Origin of the sequence: Micromonospora sp. WMMD708, from assembly GCF_049315245.1 — a bacterium.
GTDB classification, from domain to species: domain Bacteria; phylum Actinomycetota; class Actinomycetes; order Mycobacteriales; family Micromonosporaceae; genus Micromonospora; species Micromonospora wenchangensis.
This window is the reverse complement of record NZ_CP186060.1, coordinates 4,758,760-4,774,848: the sequence shown is the minus strand read 5'-3', so window position 1 is coordinate 4,774,848 and position 16,089 is coordinate 4,758,760. Positions and strand designations below refer to the sequence as shown.

The window sequence follows — 16,089 nt, the reverse complement described above, 5'->3', positions numbered from 1 at the left end:
CGGCGTCGCGGCCCGGACCGTCCGACGCTGCCGGTGCGTCGACGGTCCTGATCCGTGACGGTGGCCGGTCGCGCCCTCCCCGGCTGCGACCGGCCACCGGGTCCCGGCTGACGCAGGATCAGTAGGTGTAGTCCCCGCCGCTGCTGGAGCCGCCCGAGTCGCCGGCCGCCGGCGGGGCGACCGCCTTCGGGGTGCCGGTGGGCAGGCAGGTCAGGTTCTTCTTGCCGTTCGGGTCGACCACGAACCAGGTGCCACCGACGCCCTGACCCTTCCACTGGCCCGGCTTCTTGTCACCGATGTAGCGGTAGACCGGCCAGCCGCCGATGGTGATCTGACGGGTGCCGTCCTGGCGGGTGACGGTGCCGACCTTGTCGTCGGAGACGCCCTGCAACTGCGGGTTGCCGTCGGTCAGCGCGGGCGGCCAGACCTGCGCGCACTTGTCGACGCAGTTCGACGACGGCGGGTCGTCGGAGTCCTTGTCGAAGCGGTAGAGGATGAAGCCCTCCTGGTCCACCACGACCTGGCCCATCCGGGCGATCTTCTTGCCGACGAGTTCGTCGGTCAGCTGGACGTTGGCCGGCGGCGGCGCCTGGTCGGCGGCGGGGGCGCCGGAGGGGCCGGGAGAAGCCGAGGTGTCCGGCTCGACCGACGCGGTGGGTTCGGCCGCGGCGACGGCGACCGGCTCGGCGACGCTGGAGTTCGCTCCGTCGTAGCCCGCGGGAGCGCAGGCCGTAAGTGCGACCACCGCGCTCGCGACGATGACGGTCGTCCGCTTGATCTTTGCCACGTGCCCTCCTCATTCTTGGCGGTTCACCGAGTAGTACGGAGCGTCCACTGTCAAGGTTGAACGATCGACAGTGGGCCATTTCACATGGCAGTCGTTGAACCGTTCCGGCCGGCCGTACGTGTGCGCGAGCAGAGGCACCCCTGCGCCCGGAAAGCCGAAACGGCGTCGGCCCGCAGTGGGCCGACGCCGTTTCCGACGGAAGGTGTCTCAGGGCACGACGGTGACCAGCGGGCTCGCCACGCCGTTGGCGTCCACCGACTGCACCTGCAACTTCGCGATCTCACCGCGCGGCGCCGAGGTGGATGCCTCCAACTGGAGATCCTGCGGGTTGGCCGTGGTGCCGTAACCCGTCCCCGGCACCGCCCAGGTGGAGACCACCTCGGTGGTGTCGTTCTTGCGGACCACCACCAGCCGACAGGTGCGCGGGCCGGGCAACCGGGTCAGGTTGAACCCGATCCAGGTGCCGTACTCCTTGCTGTCCAGCCACATCGTGGTCTTCACACCGGTGCTGCCGTCGGTGGCGTCGAACTGGTCGCCCTCGATCTCGGTGCCACCCACCGCCGGACCCGACCGGGTCGGCTGCGGGCTCGCCGGACCGTCCACCGGCGTGGACCGGCTCGGCTCGGCGACCACCGTGTTGCCACCGCCGACCGTACCGCCGAAGGTGGCGACCCCGACGCCGCTGAGCGCGCCGACCGCCACCACCGCGGCGGCCATCGTCAGCACCTGCCGGAACCGGGCCTTGCGCCGGTGGGTCCGGACCGCCGACAGGGTACGGTCCAGCAGCCGCGGATCCGTCGCGGTCTGCTCCATCGCCATCATCGTCTCGCCGTCGATGTCGGAAAGCAGCCCCACCACCGGGACCATCGTCTCCAACTCGGCGGCGCAGGCCCAGCAGGTGGCGAGGTGTTCCTCGAACCGTTCGGTGTCCTGTACGTCCAGGACGCCGAGCGCGTACGCGGCGACATCCATGTGGTCTGCCCGGCTCATTCCGTCACCCCCCTCTCCTGTAGGGCCGTGCGCAGCGCGCGCAGCGCGTAGTAGACCCGCGACTTGGCGGTGCCCAGCGGCAGGCCCAACTCCTCGGCCGCCTCCGGCACCGTCCGCCCGCGGAAGTACGTCGCCACCAGGATCTCCCGGTGCGACTGACTCAGCGTACGCAGTGCATCCGCCACCGTCATGGTGCGCAGCACCCGGTCGGTGCTGTCCGCCTCGGCGAACGCCGTCAGGTCCCGGTCGTACGTCTCGGGCGGGCGGGCCTGCTCGCTGCGGTGCTCGTCGATGGCGATCCGCCGGGCCACCGTGACCAGCCAGGGCCGTAGCGAACCCTGCCCCTGCACGCCGAGCCGGTGCGCGTTGCGCCAGGCCCGCAGCAGCGTCTCCTGCACGATGTCCTCGGCGCGTTGCCGGTCACCGCCGGTCAACCGCATCACGAACATCAGCAGCGGGCCGGCGTGCTCGGCGTAGAGCAGCCGGACCAGTTGGTCGGAGTGGCTCGCCTCGGAGGTCGTCGCCGGGGCCTGGTGCCGCCCGGGCGTCGATCGCGGGGTCACCGGGCCATTCTGGCGATCGGTGGGACCGGCGTCGACCCCCCGACTGGACCTCGACGCACGCGACTGCGGCTGGGCCCGGGCGAACATCCACCCTGGCCTGGCCAGTTCACCGTGCAAGCCGGCCGCGACCGCACTCATGCAGACCTCCTGCTGTCCACCGACATCAGCGGGCCCACGGGGAGGGCGCCGACCGTTGATACGGACCGCTCTTCCCAGCGGATCAACGGCGGACCGAAAAAATTCCGGGCGGCGGCGGCAGCGAGTCGGTGGCGTCCGCGTCGGTGACCACGGCGGCACCGGCGACGAACCGGTCCAGCTCGGCGCCGGCCAGCACCCGCCCCGGGAACCAGTCCCCGGCCGCGCGTCGGGTCAGCTCCGGCACCGGCGGCTCGACCCGCCCGGCCACCAGCACCAGGTTGCCGTGCCGCCGCCCGCGCAGTACCGCCGCATCGCCGACCAGGGCGGCCCGGGGCAGCACCTGACGGACCGTGGCCACCTGGGCGCGGGTGTGCCGCAACGGCGGCCCGTCGGCCAGGTTGGCCAGATACCAGCCGGCCGGCGCGAGCACCCGGGCCACCTGTGCGGCGTACTCCGCGCTGGTCAGGTGGGCCGGGGTGCGCGCACCGGCGAAGACGTCGGCGACCACCACGTCGTACGAGGCGTCGCGGCTGGACTCCAGCGTGGCGCGGGCGTCGGCGACGCGCACCTTCAGCCTCGGGTCGGCCGGCCAGGGCAGCTCCCGCCGGACCAGGTCCACCAGCGCGCCGTCCACCTCGGCCACCCGCTGCGTCGACCCGGGCCGGGTCGCCTGGACGTACCGGGGCAGGGTCAGCGCGCCGCCGCCCAGGTGCAGCACCCGCAGCGGGGCACCCGGCGCGGCGACCAGGTCCAGCGCCGCGCCGAGCCGCCGGACGTACTCGAACTCCAGGTGCGTCGGGTCGGCCAGGTCCACATGCGACTGCGGCGCGTCGTCGAGCAGCAGCGTCCACGAGCGCGGCCGGTCCTGGTCCGGCACCAGCTCCGCCCGGCCGGTGGCCACGTCCACCACGATCCGGTCGTCACCCCGACGGCGGCCCATCAGCGGCTCCCGCCGCTGCGGCTGGCCATCAGCGGCTCCCGCCGCTACGGCTGGCCATGGTCAGTGCCCGGTGCAGCAGCCGCGCGTCGCCCAGCATTCCGCGCAGCCGTCGCTCCAACCCGGCGATCGGTACCAGGTTCTGCGGCGCGCGCGGGTCCTTGTACGGCGAGGACGCGAACCGGGGCAGGGTGACCAGCGACAGGTCGGCCAGCGCGATCGCATCCTGCGGTTCGAGATCCGGCGAGCACTCCAACCGGACGATCCCGGCCCAGGGCGCACCCACCGCCACCGGCAGCCGCAGGTACCACGACCAGCCGCCCCAGGCGGTGCCCAGCCGGAACACCGGGGACCGCTGGCCGGAGCCCAGCCCGGTGACCACGGCGGTGAGCCGGGCGTCGAGATACTGGCTGTGCTGCGTCTTGATGTAGCCCAGGGTGCGCGGCAACTGCCGGCGGGCCCGCAGCGGGCCGTCCACCACCAGCAGGTCCCCGTCGGTGCGGGCCGCGTCGGACACGGCCACCTCCAGGGCGGTCAGCGGGGCCTGCACCGCCGCCGGCAGCTTGCTCAGCTCACCGGTGCCGCCGACCCGGTGCACCGGGTAACGCACCTGCCCGCAGGTCACCTCCTGTGCCGACGGGCTCGCCGTGAACAGTCCCCGCCCCACCCGCGCACCGGCCAGCTCCGCCGCGCCGCGCTCCAGGTCGCAACGGACCACCCCGGCCGCGTACGAGGCGGCGATCCCCGGGTACGACGCACCGTCCTCCTCGGCCGTCCACACGCTGGCGTCGATCCGGCGCACCCCGTCGACGAGCAGCACCACGTCCGGGGCGGTCACCCCGGAGCGGGGGCCGATCGCCCGCCAGTCCACCGCCGGCAGCTCCACGTCGGTGTCGACCTGGGTGCTGCTCGGCGCGACCGGCCCGCCCGGGGTCGCCTCGAACGACGCCCCGTAGGACGGGTCCCAGGCGTCCACGAACAGCTGCGGCCCGGTCACGTCACCGCCCCACTCACGGTGCCCGCCTTTCGTTCGCGACTGCGGGGCTCCGCTGCGCTGCGCTCCTCGCGCTCACCGGCCGGTCCGTTCGACGTGGGCCGTGCGGGCGTCCTTGCGGACCTCGAAGCGCACCGGGATGCGCTCGGCCAGCGCCGGCACGTGGGTGACCACGCCGACCATCCGGTCACCCCGGGCGGCCAGGCTCTCCAGGGTCGCGGCGACGATGTCCAGGGTGGCCGCGTCGAGGGTGCCGAACCCCTCGTCCAACACGATCGACTCCAGGCTGGCCGCCGTGGTGGACATCCCGGCGAGCTGCTCGGACAGCGCCAGCGCCAGCGCCAGCGACGCCTGGAACGTCTCCCCGCCGGACAGTGTCCGCACCCCCCGGCGCAGCCCCGCGTCGTGGTGGTCGACCACGAAGAACTCGCCCTTGTCGTGAACCAGGTCGTACTGCCCCTGGGACAGCTCCCGCAGGATCCGGGAGGCCCCGTCGACCAGCAGGTCCAACGCCTCGGCCAGCAGCCAGCGTTCGAAGTTGTTGGCCCGCAGGTGCCCGGCCAGCGCCCGCGCCGTGCGCGCCTGCCGCTCGTGTTCGGCGCGCTGCTCCCGCAGCTCGACGGCCTGCGCCCGGCGTTCGGTGATCCGCCGCAGGTCGGCTTCGGCCCGCTCGGCGGCCACCGCGACCGCCTGCGCCGGGTCGTCGGCGGGGGGCAGCCCGGCGGCGGTGAGCAGGCCACCGATGCGTTCCTCCACCGCCGCGGCGGCCGACTGCGCCTCGGTCACCGCGGCGACCAACCCGTCCCGGTCGGCCCGCCGCTGCCGGGCCTGCCCGCCGGCCCACTCCACCAGGGCCGTCCAGGCGGCGGCCACGTCGTCCCGGTCGGTGGTCGGCGGGCCGAACCGGGCCAGCCCGTCGCGGGTGGTGTCGAAGTCCCGCCAGGCGGCCCGCAGCCGCTCCTCGGCGGTGTCCGCCGCGCTCCGGGCCCGGCGGGCGGCGTCCCGGCCGGCGCGTACCGCCACCGCCGCTCCGTCCAGCGCCTGCCGCAGCCGGGCGTGCTCGGTGAGCTGGTCGCGCAGCGCCGCCGGGGTGGCCGCCCCGGCGAGCTGCCCGGCCAGCTCGGTCAGCCGGCCGTGCAACTGGTCGTGCTGGGCCCGCAGCCGCACCAGCGTCCGCTCCTGCTCGCGGGCCGCTGCGTCCCGCTGGTCGACCAGCGCCAGCGCGGCCTTGCTGGCCGCCCGCGCGGCCTTGCCGGCGGCGGTCGCCGCAGCCACCGCCGAACCGGCCGGCACCGCCGGCACCACCGGCACCGGCTGCTCGCAGACCGGGCAGGTCGCGCCGTCGACCAGGTGCGCCCGCAACGCGACCGCCTGGTCGACGGTCTTGGCCTCCTCGTGTGCCCGGAACGCCGCCTCCAGCTCGGCCTCGGCCCGTGCCGCCGCCTCCCGGGCCGCGCCGAGCGCCGTCGCCGCCGCGTCGTGCCCGGCCTGCGCCGCGTCGAGGGCCACCCGGACCGTGTCCGCCTCGCCGGTCAGCCGTTCCGCGTCGGTGTGTGCCCGCAGCAGCAGCCGCAGGGTGCTCTCGTCGCCCGCGCCGGCCAGCTCGCCGCGCAGCTTCTCCTCCTGCTCCTCGGCCAGCGCCACCGTGCGGGTCGCCGCGTCGACCGCCTCCCGCGCCGTGCTCACCGCGCGGGCCACCTCGGTCACCCCGGCCGGGGCGCGTACCCCGGCGAGCCCGGCCAGGTCGGCGTCGAGCGCGGCCAGCGCCGCCGTGGCCTCGCGCGCCGCCGTCCGGGCCCGCTCCCGCTCCGGTACGGCCGCTGCGACCGCCGCCGCCAGCTCCCGTACCCGGTCGACCCGGTCGGACGCGGCGGCCAGCGTCTCGTCGTCGACGTCGGTCAACCCGGCGAGCATCCGGGCGACCGCCTCCAGCTTCGCCTCGGCCTGCCCGGCGCGTTCGGTGGCCCGCTTCTGCACGTTCTCGTAGACGCCGAGGCCGAGCAGGTTGACCAGGATCTGCTGCCGGGTGGCCGGCTTGGCGTGCAGGAAGTCGGCGAACTGCCCCTGCGGCAGCACCACGCAGGAGGTGAACTGCTCGTACGGCAGCCCGACCGCGTCCAGCACGGCCGGTTCCATCTCGGCCGGGGTGCCGGCCAGCACCTCACCCAGGTCCTCCGGGCTGAGCCCGGTGTCGAGCTTGGTCACGTCGAACCCGGGCGGCATCAGTTGCAGCCCGGCGTTGGCGGTCTTGACCGCGCCACGGCCGTCCCGGCGGACCACCCGGGTCGCCACGTACCGGTCGCCGGCCGACTCGAAGACCAGCCGGACCCGGGCCTCCACCGCCGAGGGGGCGAGCGCGTTGGCCAGCCCGCGCGCGCCGCCCCAGCGGGGCACCGCGCCGTAGAGGACGAAGCAGATCGCGTCCAGCACCGTCGACTTGCCCGAACCGGTCGGCCCGACCAGGGCGAAGAAGTCGGCGTCGGTGAAGTCGACGGTGGTCTCGTCGCGGAAGACGGTGAAACCGGCCAGGTCCAGCCGCATCGGTCGCATCAGCGCTCCACCTCCTCCAGCAGCTCGTCGAAGAGGTCCCGGACCCCGTCGTCCTCGTGGCCCCGGCTGTCCAGGTAGTCGGCGAACAGTTCCCGGGGCGAGCGGCCGGCCCGCTGGGCGACCCGGGTGCCGCTGCCCGGTGTGGGTAGCAGCTCCGGGTCGATCCGGATCTCCAGCGCGCGGGGGAACAGTTCCTGCACCTCCTCCCGCAGCCCGGCCCGGGGCTGTTCCCGGACGAACACCCGCAGCCAGCCCTCCGGCGGCTCCGCCGCAGCCAGTTGGGCGAGGGTGCCACGAACCGTGCGCAGCGGCACCGCCGCCGCCACCGGCACCTCCCGGATCCGGGCGGCCGAGGTGGCGCCCACCTCGACCAGGGTCACCGAGCAGACGTTCTCCTGCTCGCCGAAGTCGACGGCGATGGGGCTGCCGCTGTAGCGGATCGGGCACGGCCCGATCACCCGCTGGGAGCGGTGCAGGTGACCCAGGGCCACGTAGTGCGCGGTGCCCGGGAAGACCGACGCGGGCACGGCGTAGCCGAGGACGGTGTGCGCGTCGCGTTCGCCGCCGCCGGTGCTCGCCCCGACGACGGTGAGGTGGGCGGTGACCAGGTGCACCCGGTCCGGCTCGGTGAACCCCTCGGTCAGTTTCTCCAGCACCCGGCCGAGGTGGTCGGCGTACGTCTGGGTGGCCTCGGCGGCGGTCAGCTCGTACATCTCCACCGCGCGGACGGCGTACCGCTGGGACAGGAAGGGCAGCGCGGCGAGCTGCCAGCGTTCGCCCGCGGCGGTGACCCCGTCGACGACGTGTTCGGCCGGGTTGTCCCGGACGCCGCCGCGCAGGGTGATGCCGGCCGCCTCCGCCCAGGGCCGCAGCGCGTCGAGGGCGTTGCCGTTGTCGTGGTTGCCGCCGATCGCCACCACGTCGGCCCCGGTCCGCCGCAGCGCGGTCAACGCCCGGGTGACCAGCCGGGTCGCCTCCGGGCCGGGGGCGGCCGTGTCGTAGAGGTCACCGGCGACGATGACCAGGTCGGGGCGTTCGGCGTGGGCGATCTCGATCACCCCGGCGAGCACCTGCTTGTGCTCCTCGGCCCGGGACTGTCCCTTGAGCACCTTGCCGACGTGCCAGTCGGAGGTGTGCAGGATCTTCATGGCGGCCGGCCCCCTAGAACGGAATGTCGTCGTCGACGCCGCCCGAGCCGACCACGGCGAACGGGTCGACCGAGCCGGTGATCGAGCGCAGCGTCTCCGACGGGGCCCGGCCGGCCTCGGACACCCGGGTCGCCCACGCGGGGAAGGGGAACTCCAGGCACAGCGGGACCGGGATGTCGGGCTGGTTGACGAACATGGTGCCCGGCTTGGCCAGCAGGGCGCGTTGCCGCTGGGCCGGCGGGAGGAAGCCGTACTCCGGGCGGGACGCCTCGGCCGGGTCGAGCCGGCCGACCACCCGGATCGCCGAGTTGGTGACGATACGCCGTTCGACCTCGCTCGCCGTCTGCTGTGCGCCGACCAGGATCACCCCGAGCGAGCGGCCGCGCTCGGCGATGTCGAGCAGCACCTCCTTGATGGGGGAGGAGCCCTCGCGGGGGGCGTACTTGTTCAGCTCGTCGAGGACGACGAAGAGCAGCGGCTTGGCGGTGCCGGCCTTCTCCTTGCGTTCGAACTCGCCGCGCAGCGTCACGCCGACCACGAAACGCTGCGCGCGGTCGGGCAGGTTGTGCAAATCGACCACGGTGACCTGGGCGCTCTCGGCGGTGTTGATGGAGTGCGGCCGGCGGGTCGCCAGGTCGCCGCGGATCAGCCGGCCGAGGTCCTTCTTGCTGCCGATCAGCCGGCGGGCGAACGCGTTGACCGTGCCCAGGCCGACCGCGCTGCCGGCCCAGTCACCCCGGGTCTCGTCGTCGTTGAGCTGCTCGACGACGTGGTCGACCAGGTCGGCGTAGGAGCCGAGGCGCACCCCGTCGATGCTGACCCCACCGTCGGCGGGCTGGGCGTGGCGGGCCAGGTGGGCGGTGACCGAGTGCACCACCATCGTGTACTGCTGGCGTTCGTCGTCGGCGTCGGCGAAGACGTACGGCAGGAGGCGGTCGGCGCAGAACTCGTCGAGGGTCCAGTAGAAGGCGTCCACGCCGGTGAGCCGGCTGCTCACGTCGGGGGTGCCGGAGGCGTCGCCGACCCGGGGCGGGGCGTACACCCGCACGTCGGGGAACGCGCCGGCGGCCAGCCCCAGCTTCGCGTACGCGGCCCGGGTGGGGTCGTCGAGGCGGGCGTTGGGGTGGTCGAGGAAGAGCAGGTCCTCGCCCTTGACGTTGAAGATCAGCGCCTTGGCGTTGACCGCGTCGCCGCCGAGCACCCCGGAACGGAACACCGAGTAGAGCAGGAAGGTGGCGAAGCTGGTCTTGGTGGCGACCCCGGAGATGCCGGAGATCGACACGTGCGCGCCCCGGCTGCCGTCGAGGAAGTCGGCGTTGAGGTAGACCGGGACGCCGTCGCGGCCCATCCCCATCGGGATGCGCCGTTCCATCCGGTCGAAGTGCAGCGCGCGGGCGCGGGCGTCACCCTCGGCCCGGTGCACGGTGGCGCCCGGCGCGGGCGGCACGTACAGCTCGGGGTCGACCCGGGTGGTGGTGATCTCGGCGGCCTCCTGCACCTGGGCCGGGAGGGTGCCGTCGGCGATGGCGAAGACGTCCGACTCGAACTGGGCGCCCTCGTGCCGGGCGCGGACCTGGGTGACCACCCCGGCGATGGTGACCGGCTCCCGGTCGGGCAGGTCGCGCCGGGTGACCACCACGTCGTCGAGCTGGAGGTAGCTGCCGGGGGAGACGGCCGTCCAGAACTGCAACGGGGTGGCGTCGGCGGTGCCGAGCACGCGGCCGACGGGCTCGCCGGGGCTGTCGATCCGGCCGTCGGTCCGGTCGTCGGTCATCCGCGGGCTCCGGTCAGCTGGTCGTCTCGGTCAGGGCGCACGCCTGCATCCTGCCCGAGGAGTGCGACAGGTTGCCACGCGACGCGGCGGACGCCATCGGCGGGCCGTCGTCGACGTCCGGCCGATCACCGCCGTCACCGCCGATTCGGTGACCGCAAGGGGTGGCGTGGTCACCATCGGTCGACTTTTTTCCGCGCGGTGGTGGTATTTGCGCAGGTGGCGGGACCGGCGGAAATCCGGGGAAAAAAATCCCCGCGCAGGGCGTGACAGAAACCGACCGGTTGGGCTCAGAATAGCCACAGCTGACATCGAGGATCTTCTTCCTTCGGTGCCGGTTGTCACGTCCGTAACCTGCGGACACGTGACCGGCCCACGGTGACTCACCGGCGGGCCGCCGTCAGTCGGCACCCCCCCGACTGTCCCTGTGGAGGCAGAACCCCCATGCGTCGTACCCCCCTGCTGAGCGGCCTCGCCACGGCCGCCCTCCTGGCCACCGCCGTCACGGTGCCCACCGCGGCCACCGCCGCACCCGCCGGCCCCGCAGCCGACCCGTTCACCCGCGCGGTCGCCCAGCTCAAGGCCCACTCCGGTGCCGGCCTCGCCGCCGACGGGCAGACGTTCACCCCGCGCAACGTGGTGACCGACGCCGACGGTACCGAGCACGTCCGGCTCAACCGCTACTCCGACGGCCTGCCCGTCCTCGGCGGCGAGGTGGTCGTCCACCTCGGCAAGGGCGACTCCTGGCGCGGTGCCACCCACGGCCTCGCCAACGCCCCGCAACGTTCCCCGAAGGCCAAGGTCAGCGAGGCCGCCGCCGGCAAGATCGCCTTCGCCGCGTCGACCGCCACCGGCCGCTCGGTCGCGGGCGCGCAGCTGGTCTTCGACGCCGGTGCGACCGCGACCGCCCTCGCCTACGAGGTCGTGGTGGCCGGCACCCACGCCGACGGCACCCCGAGCGAGCTGCACGTGCTGGTGGACGCCACCACCGGCGCGGTCCGCGACTCGTGGGAGGGTGTGCAGCGGGAGGGCACCGGCAACACCTTCCACTCCGGCACGGTCTCGGTCGGCAGCAACCTCTCGGGCAGCACCTACCAGCTCGCCGACCCGGCCCGGGGCAACCACCGCACCTACGACCTCAACGGCCGGACCATCGGCACCGGCACCCTGGTCGCCAGCACCAACAACGTGTTCGGCGACGGCACCCTGAGCAACCGGCAGACCGCCGCCGCCGACGCCGCCTTCGGCGCGCAGAAGACCTGGGACTACTACAAGAGCGCGCACGGTCGCAACGGCATCCGCAACGACGGTGTCGGCGCGTACAGCCGGGTGCACTACAGCAGCAACTACGCCAACGCCTTCTGGCAGGACTCCTGCTTCTGCATGACCTACGGCGACGGCGGCTCGGGCTGGTACCCGCTGACCTCGCTGGACGTGGCCGGGCACGAGATGACCCACGGCGTCACCAGCAACACCGCCGGGCTGCGGTACAGCGGCGAGTCGGGCGGCCTCAACGAGGCCACCAGCGACATCTTCGGCACCCTGGTCGAGTTCTACGCGGCCACCGCCAAGGACCCGGGCGACTACCTGATCGGGGAGAAGCTGCGCAGCACCGGCACCCCGCTGCGCTACATGGACAAGCCTTCCAAGGACGGCAAGTCGGCGGACTGCTGGAGCAGCTCGGTGGGCGGCCTGGACGTGCACTACTCCTCGGGCGTGGCGAACCACTTCTTCTACCTGCTCGCGGTGGGTAGCGGCACCTCGTCGTACGGCACCAGCACGACCTGCAACGGCACCACGGTCGCCGGCATCGGCAACACCAAGGCCGGGGCGATCTGGTACCGGGCGCTGACCCGCTACATGACCTCCACCACCAACTACAAGGGCGCCCGGACGGCGACCCTGTCGGCCGCGACCGACCTGTACGGCGCGACCAGCGCCGAGTACAAGGCCGTCGCCGCCGCCTGGGCGGGCGTGAGCGTCAGCTGACCCCGCCGGGCCGGCGTTCGACACGCCGACCCCGAACGTCCCGACGTGGGGCGTGGGCACACCGACCGGGTGGCCCACGCCCCGCGCCGCGTCCGGGGAGGGTGACGTCAGCCGACGGGCGCGGCCCCGGCGGGGTCGACGCCGGGCGCGTCGCGGGCGTACCGCAGCATGAGTACGCCGTCGGCGGCGGCCAGCGTGTGCCGCAGCGGCAACGGGCGGGGCGGGCTGGCCGGGCCGGCCGTGATCCGTCCCGGGCCGGCCCCGGCCAGCAGCGGGGCGACGGTGACGCAGAGTTCGTCGACGAGGTCGGCGGCGGTGAGCGCGCCGAACAGGTGCGGGCCGCCCTCGCAGAGCAGCTGCCCCAGCCCCCGCCGGCGCAGCGCGGCCAGGCCGGCGCCGAGGTCGACGTCGTCGCGGCCGACCCGGACCAGGTCGACGACGTCGGTGAGGCCCGGTGGCGCGACGGCCGTCGCGGTGGTCAGCACGACCGGGCGCACCGGCGCGTCGGCGAACGCGGCCTGGGCCGGGTCGAGCCGCAGCGACCGGGAGACGACCGCCAGCGTCGGGTACTCGGCCAGGCCGTGCGCGCGTCGCCAGGCCCGGCGTTGCGGGCTGAGCCGCACCGCCCGGTAGCCCTCGTGGCGCAGCGTGCCGGCGGCCACCAGCAGCCCGTCGCAGAGCATCCGGAGCAGGCCGAAGACCCGCTTGTCCGGCTCGCCGGACAGGCCGGCGGAGTGGCCGTCCAGGGTGACCGCACCGTCCGCGCTGGCCACGAAGTTGACCCGCAGCCGGGGGACGTCGGCGCGGGCGTAGAGCGCGGTCAGCGCGGCGTCGTCCAGCGGGCCGTCGGCGGGCGTGGGCCAGATCCGCCGGATCGGGATTCCGACGCTCATTCGCCGGCCGGACCGGTGACCGGAGGGGTGGGCGCGGGGGTACGGTGCTGACAGTCGCACCACTTCCGGCCGGGGCAGTCGTCGTGCCGCCGCTGTCGGCACGCTCGGCAGATCATGCCGGCAGCCTATGCGGTGGGTGGAGAGGGCAACATGTCACGTCAGATCTTCCAGCTGAAGGTGTCCCTCACCGGGGTGCGCCCGTCGGTCTGGCGGCGGGTGCTGGTCCCCGGCGGCTACACCCTCGACCGGCTGCACCGGGTGATGCAGCACGCGATGGGCTGGCGGGACTGCCACCTGCACACGTTCGAGATCGACGGGGTGCAGTACGGCGAACCCGATCCGGACGCCGAGCCGGTGGTGCACGACGAGCTGGACACCCGGCTGGACGCGGTGGCCGGCAAGGGCAGCCGGTTCTGCTACGTCTACGACTTCGGTGACTGGTGGGAGCACGAGCTGGTGGTGGAGGACGTCCTCGCCGCGGACCCGGACGGGCGGTACCCGAGCTGCCCGCAGGGGGAGCGGGCCTGCCCGCCGGAGGGGGTCGGCGGCCCGGCCGGGCAGCTCCTGCTGCTGGCGGCGCTTGCCGATCCGCACCATCCGGAGCACGTCACGATGCGGGACTGGGTGGGCCCCGGGCACGACCCGGAGGCGTTCGACGCGGGGCGGGCGACCACCCTGCTGCGCCGCTTCTGTTGATCTCCGTCCCCGCCGGGCCATCACATGAGGCGGGATAAACGCGATAGCTGGTAACGATCTGGGAACGCTCCCAACGGTCTATTGACACCCCCGACACCTCCCGGCAATCTCATGGGAGCGTTCCCAAGGGCGTGGCGCGGATCACCCGCGACCATCCCAGACCGACCGGCGGGCACCGCCGGACCGGCCGGGACGTGCGACAGCACCCCCCACCACACACCACCCAGCCTCACCATCGAAAAGGGGTCAGGATGAGCGTCACCACGCGGCGTAACCGGTTCGCGGTCGCCGCCCTGGCCGCAGTAACCGCCATCGGCGGTCTCGCGGCCTGCGGCAAGGACGACGAGCCGAAGGAGGCCGGCGGCAAGCCCAGCAAGCTGGTCGTCGACACCTTCGGTGAGTTCGGATACGACGAAATCGTCAAGCAGTACGAGAAGGACACCGGCATCAAGGTCGAGCTGCGCAAGACCGCGCAGCTCAACGAGTACCGGCCGAAGGTGGTCCGGGCGCTGGCCACCGGCAAGGGCGCTGCGGACGTGACCGCGCTCGAAGAGGGCATCCTCAACGAGTTCAAGACCAACCCCGCGAACTGGGCCGACCTGACGCCGCTGATCGCCGACCACAGCAAGGAATACCTGCCGTGGAAGTGGGAGCTGGGCAAGGCGGCGGACGGCCGGCTGATCGGCCTGCCCACCGACGTCGGCAGCCTCGGCGTCTGCTACCGCAAGGACCTGTTCGCCGCGGCCGGGCTGCCGACCGAGCGGGACCAGGTGGCGGCGCTCTGGCCGGACTGGAACGCCTTCATCGAGACCGGCAAGAAGTACCGGGCGGCCACCAACAAGGGCCTGATCGACTCGGCCACCACCGCGGCCAGCGCGGTCATGGTGCAGCAGGGCGGTGACCTGTTCTACGACAAGGAGGACAACGTCATCGCCGACAAGAGCGCCGCGGTGAAGACCGCGTGGGACACCGCCGTCGCGATGTCCGACGCGAAGATCTCCGCGAAGAGCGCCACCTGGTCGCCCGAGTGGTCCGCCGGCTTCAAGCAGGGCACCTTCGCGGCCACCTTCTGCCCGTCGTGGATGCTCGGTATCGTCGCCGACAACTCCGGCCCGGAGAACAAGGGCAAGTGGGACCTCGCGCCGGTTCCCGGCGGCGCGGGCAACTGGGGCGGCTCCTGGCTGGCCGTGCCGTCCCAGAGCAAGTACCCCAAGGAGGCGGCCAAGCTCGCCGAGTACCTGACCAACGCGAAGAGCCAGGTCGAGGCGTTCAAGCTCAAGGGCCCGCTGCCGACCAACCTCGAGGCGCTGAAGAACCCGGAGTTCACCAGCTACACCAACGAGTACTTCAGCGGCGCGCCGACCGGCAAGATCTTCGGTGAGAGCGTCGAGAAGATCCAGCCGCTGCACCTCGGCCCGAAGCACCAGGCGATCAAGGAGAACGCGTTCGAGCCGGCCCTGCGCTCGTACGAGAACGGGCAGTCCCCCAAGGACAAGGCCTGGGAGCAGTTCCTCAAGGACGCCAAGACCCAGGGCGCCTTCTGATCACTGCACCACCACCGGCGGTGGCGTCCGGGCATGTCCCGGGCGCCACCAATGGCGTCCCGTTCCACGTACCGCCCGCCTCACCGGCCCCGCCGGAGCCGGGAAAGGACCCCGCATGAGCCTCTCGGCCACGACGGCGCCGCCGTCGCCCAGCGCACCACCCCCCACACCCCCCCGGCGGCGCAGCCGGGCGATCACCCTGAACCGCCTCGACCTGAAGTTCTCGCCCTACCTCTACATCGCGCCGTTCTTCGTGATCTTCGGCATCTTCGGGTTCTACCCGATGCTGCGCACCGCGTGGATGTCGCTGCACGACTGGGACCTCATCGGCGAGCACAGCTTCATCGGGTTCGACAACTACACCCGGCTGTTCACCGACGAGTACTTCTGGAACGCCACGATCAACACGTTCGGCATCTTCATCCTGTCGACGATCCCCCAGTTGCTCCTGGCGCTGTTCCTGGCCACGATGCTCAACCGCACCTTCCTGCGGGCCCGGACGCTGTTCCGGATGGCCATCTTCATGCCCAACGTGGTCTCCGTCGCCGCGGTGGCGATCGTGTTCGGGATGCTCTTCCAGCGCGACTTCGGTCTGATCAACTGGGCGCTCAGCCTGGTCGGCGTCGACGCGGTCGACTGGGACGCCCAGAAGTGGAGTTCCTGGACGGCCATCGCCTCCATGGTCAACTGGCGGTGGACCGGCTACAACACGCTGATCCTGCTGGCCGGCATGCAGGCCATCCCGAAGGACCTCTACGAGGCCGCCGCGATCGACGGCGCGAACCAGTGGAAGCAGTTCTGGCGGATCACCCTGCCGATGCTGACCCCCACCTTCGTCTTCGTGGTCACCCTGTCCACCATCGGCGGGCTCCAGCTCTTCACCGAGCCGCTGGTCTTCGGCAACGGCAACATCATCGGTGGCGACCAGCGCGAGTTCCAGACCCTGGCGATGTACATGTACGAGCTCGGTATCGAGAACCTCAGCTCCGCCGGCTACGGCGCTGCGGTGGCCTGGGCCATGTTCGTCATGATCGCCCTGGTCTCGCTGGTGAACTTCCTGCTCGTCCGCCGTTCGGTGAAGTGAGGACC

General features: G+C 73.0%; 13 protein-coding genes. 4 read left to right on the top strand and 9 right to left on the bottom strand.

Translation table 11 applies throughout. The annotated features are described in order from the left end of the window. Positions 1-118 precede the first annotated feature (118 nt). The 8 genes from ACN260_RS20960 to ACN260_RS20925 all read right to left on the bottom strand — a co-directional run bounded on the left by ACN260_RS20960 (position 119) and on the right by ACN260_RS20925 (position 9,881). Positions 119-787, bottom strand: coding sequence for a hypothetical protein (locus ACN260_RS20960; RefSeq protein ID WP_422752688.1), 669 nt, complete (start codon positions 785-787; stop codon positions 119-121). A 207-nt stretch (positions 788-994) separates the two neighbouring features. Beyond that, the gene (locus tag ACN260_RS20955) at positions 995-1,777 is read right to left on the bottom strand and encodes an anti-sigma factor family protein (RefSeq protein WP_422752687.1); all 783 of its coding nucleotides are present in this window, start codon (positions 1,775-1,777) and stop codon (positions 995-997) included. Next, complete coding sequence (locus tag ACN260_RS20950) at positions 1,774-2,478, bottom strand: sigma-70 family RNA polymerase sigma factor (RefSeq protein ID WP_422752686.1); 705 nt, start codon at positions 2,476-2,478, stop codon at positions 1,774-1,776. Before ACN260_RS20950 ends, ACN260_RS20955 begins: the two co-directional genes overlap by 4 nt. An 82-nt stretch (positions 2,479-2,560) precedes the next feature. Then, positions 2,561-3,418 carry a spermidine synthase gene (locus ACN260_RS20945; RefSeq protein WP_422752685.1) on the bottom strand — a complete coding sequence of 286 codons (858 nt, stop codon included), beginning with the start codon at positions 3,416-3,418 and terminating at the stop codon, positions 2,561-2,563. 28 nt (positions 3,419-3,446) lie between these two features. Next, positions 3,447-4,412 carry a hypothetical protein gene (locus ACN260_RS20940; protein ID WP_422752684.1) on the bottom strand — a complete coding sequence of 322 codons (966 nt, stop codon included), beginning with the start codon at positions 4,410-4,412 and terminating at the stop codon, positions 3,447-3,449. 72 nt (positions 4,413-4,484) lie between these two features. Further along, positions 4,485-6,959, bottom strand: coding sequence for an AAA family ATPase (locus ACN260_RS20935; protein WP_422752683.1), 2,475 nt, complete (start codon positions 6,957-6,959; stop codon positions 4,485-4,487). Next, positions 6,959-8,107, bottom strand: coding sequence for an exonuclease SbcCD subunit D (locus tag ACN260_RS20930; RefSeq protein ID WP_422752682.1), 1,149 nt, complete (start codon positions 8,105-8,107; stop codon positions 6,959-6,961). The genes ACN260_RS20935 and ACN260_RS20930 overlap by 1 nt, the downstream gene beginning before the upstream one ends. A 13-nt stretch (positions 8,108-8,120) precedes the next feature. After that, positions 8,121-9,881 carry an ATP-binding protein gene (locus tag ACN260_RS20925; RefSeq protein WP_422752681.1) on the bottom strand — a complete coding sequence of 587 codons (1,761 nt, stop codon included), beginning with the start codon at positions 9,879-9,881 and terminating at the stop codon, positions 8,121-8,123. A gap of 441 nt (positions 9,882-10,322) precedes the next feature. Between ACN260_RS20925 and ACN260_RS20920 the strand changes: the two genes are divergently transcribed. Further along, entirely contained in the window at positions 10,323-11,867 is a 1,545-nt protein-coding gene (locus tag ACN260_RS20920; protein WP_422752680.1) for a M4 family metallopeptidase, read from the top strand. A gap of 107 nt (positions 11,868-11,974) precedes the next feature. On the opposite strand, the gene ACN260_RS20915 is transcribed toward ACN260_RS20920, so the two are convergent. Next, positions 11,975-12,760 carry a pyrimidine reductase family protein gene (locus ACN260_RS20915; protein ID WP_422752679.1) on the bottom strand — a complete coding sequence of 262 codons (786 nt, stop codon included), beginning with the start codon at positions 12,758-12,760 and terminating at the stop codon, positions 11,975-11,977. A 150-nt stretch (positions 12,761-12,910) separates the two neighbouring features. On the opposite strand from ACN260_RS20915, the gene ACN260_RS20910 reads away from it, so the two are divergent. The 3 genes from ACN260_RS20910 to ACN260_RS20900 all read left to right on the top strand — a co-directional run bounded on the left by ACN260_RS20910 (position 12,911) and on the right by ACN260_RS20900 (position 16,084). Further along, the gene (locus ACN260_RS20910; RefSeq protein WP_422752678.1) at positions 12,911-13,456 is read left to right on the top strand and encodes a plasmid pRiA4b ORF-3 family protein; all 546 of its coding nucleotides are present in this window, start codon (positions 12,911-12,913) and stop codon (positions 13,454-13,456) included. Between the two features lie 251 nt (positions 13,457-13,707). Beyond that, a complete protein-coding gene (locus tag ACN260_RS20905) occupies positions 13,708-15,000 on the top strand; it encodes an ABC transporter substrate-binding protein (RefSeq protein WP_363656338.1) in 1,293 nt (430 codons plus the stop codon). A gap of 115 nt (positions 15,001-15,115) precedes the next feature. Further along, positions 15,116-16,084 (top strand): carbohydrate ABC transporter permease, encoded by a 969-nt coding sequence (locus tag ACN260_RS20900; RefSeq protein WP_422752677.1) that lies wholly within the window; start codon positions 15,116-15,118, stop codon positions 16,082-16,084. Positions 16,085-16,089 lie beyond the last annotated feature (5 nt).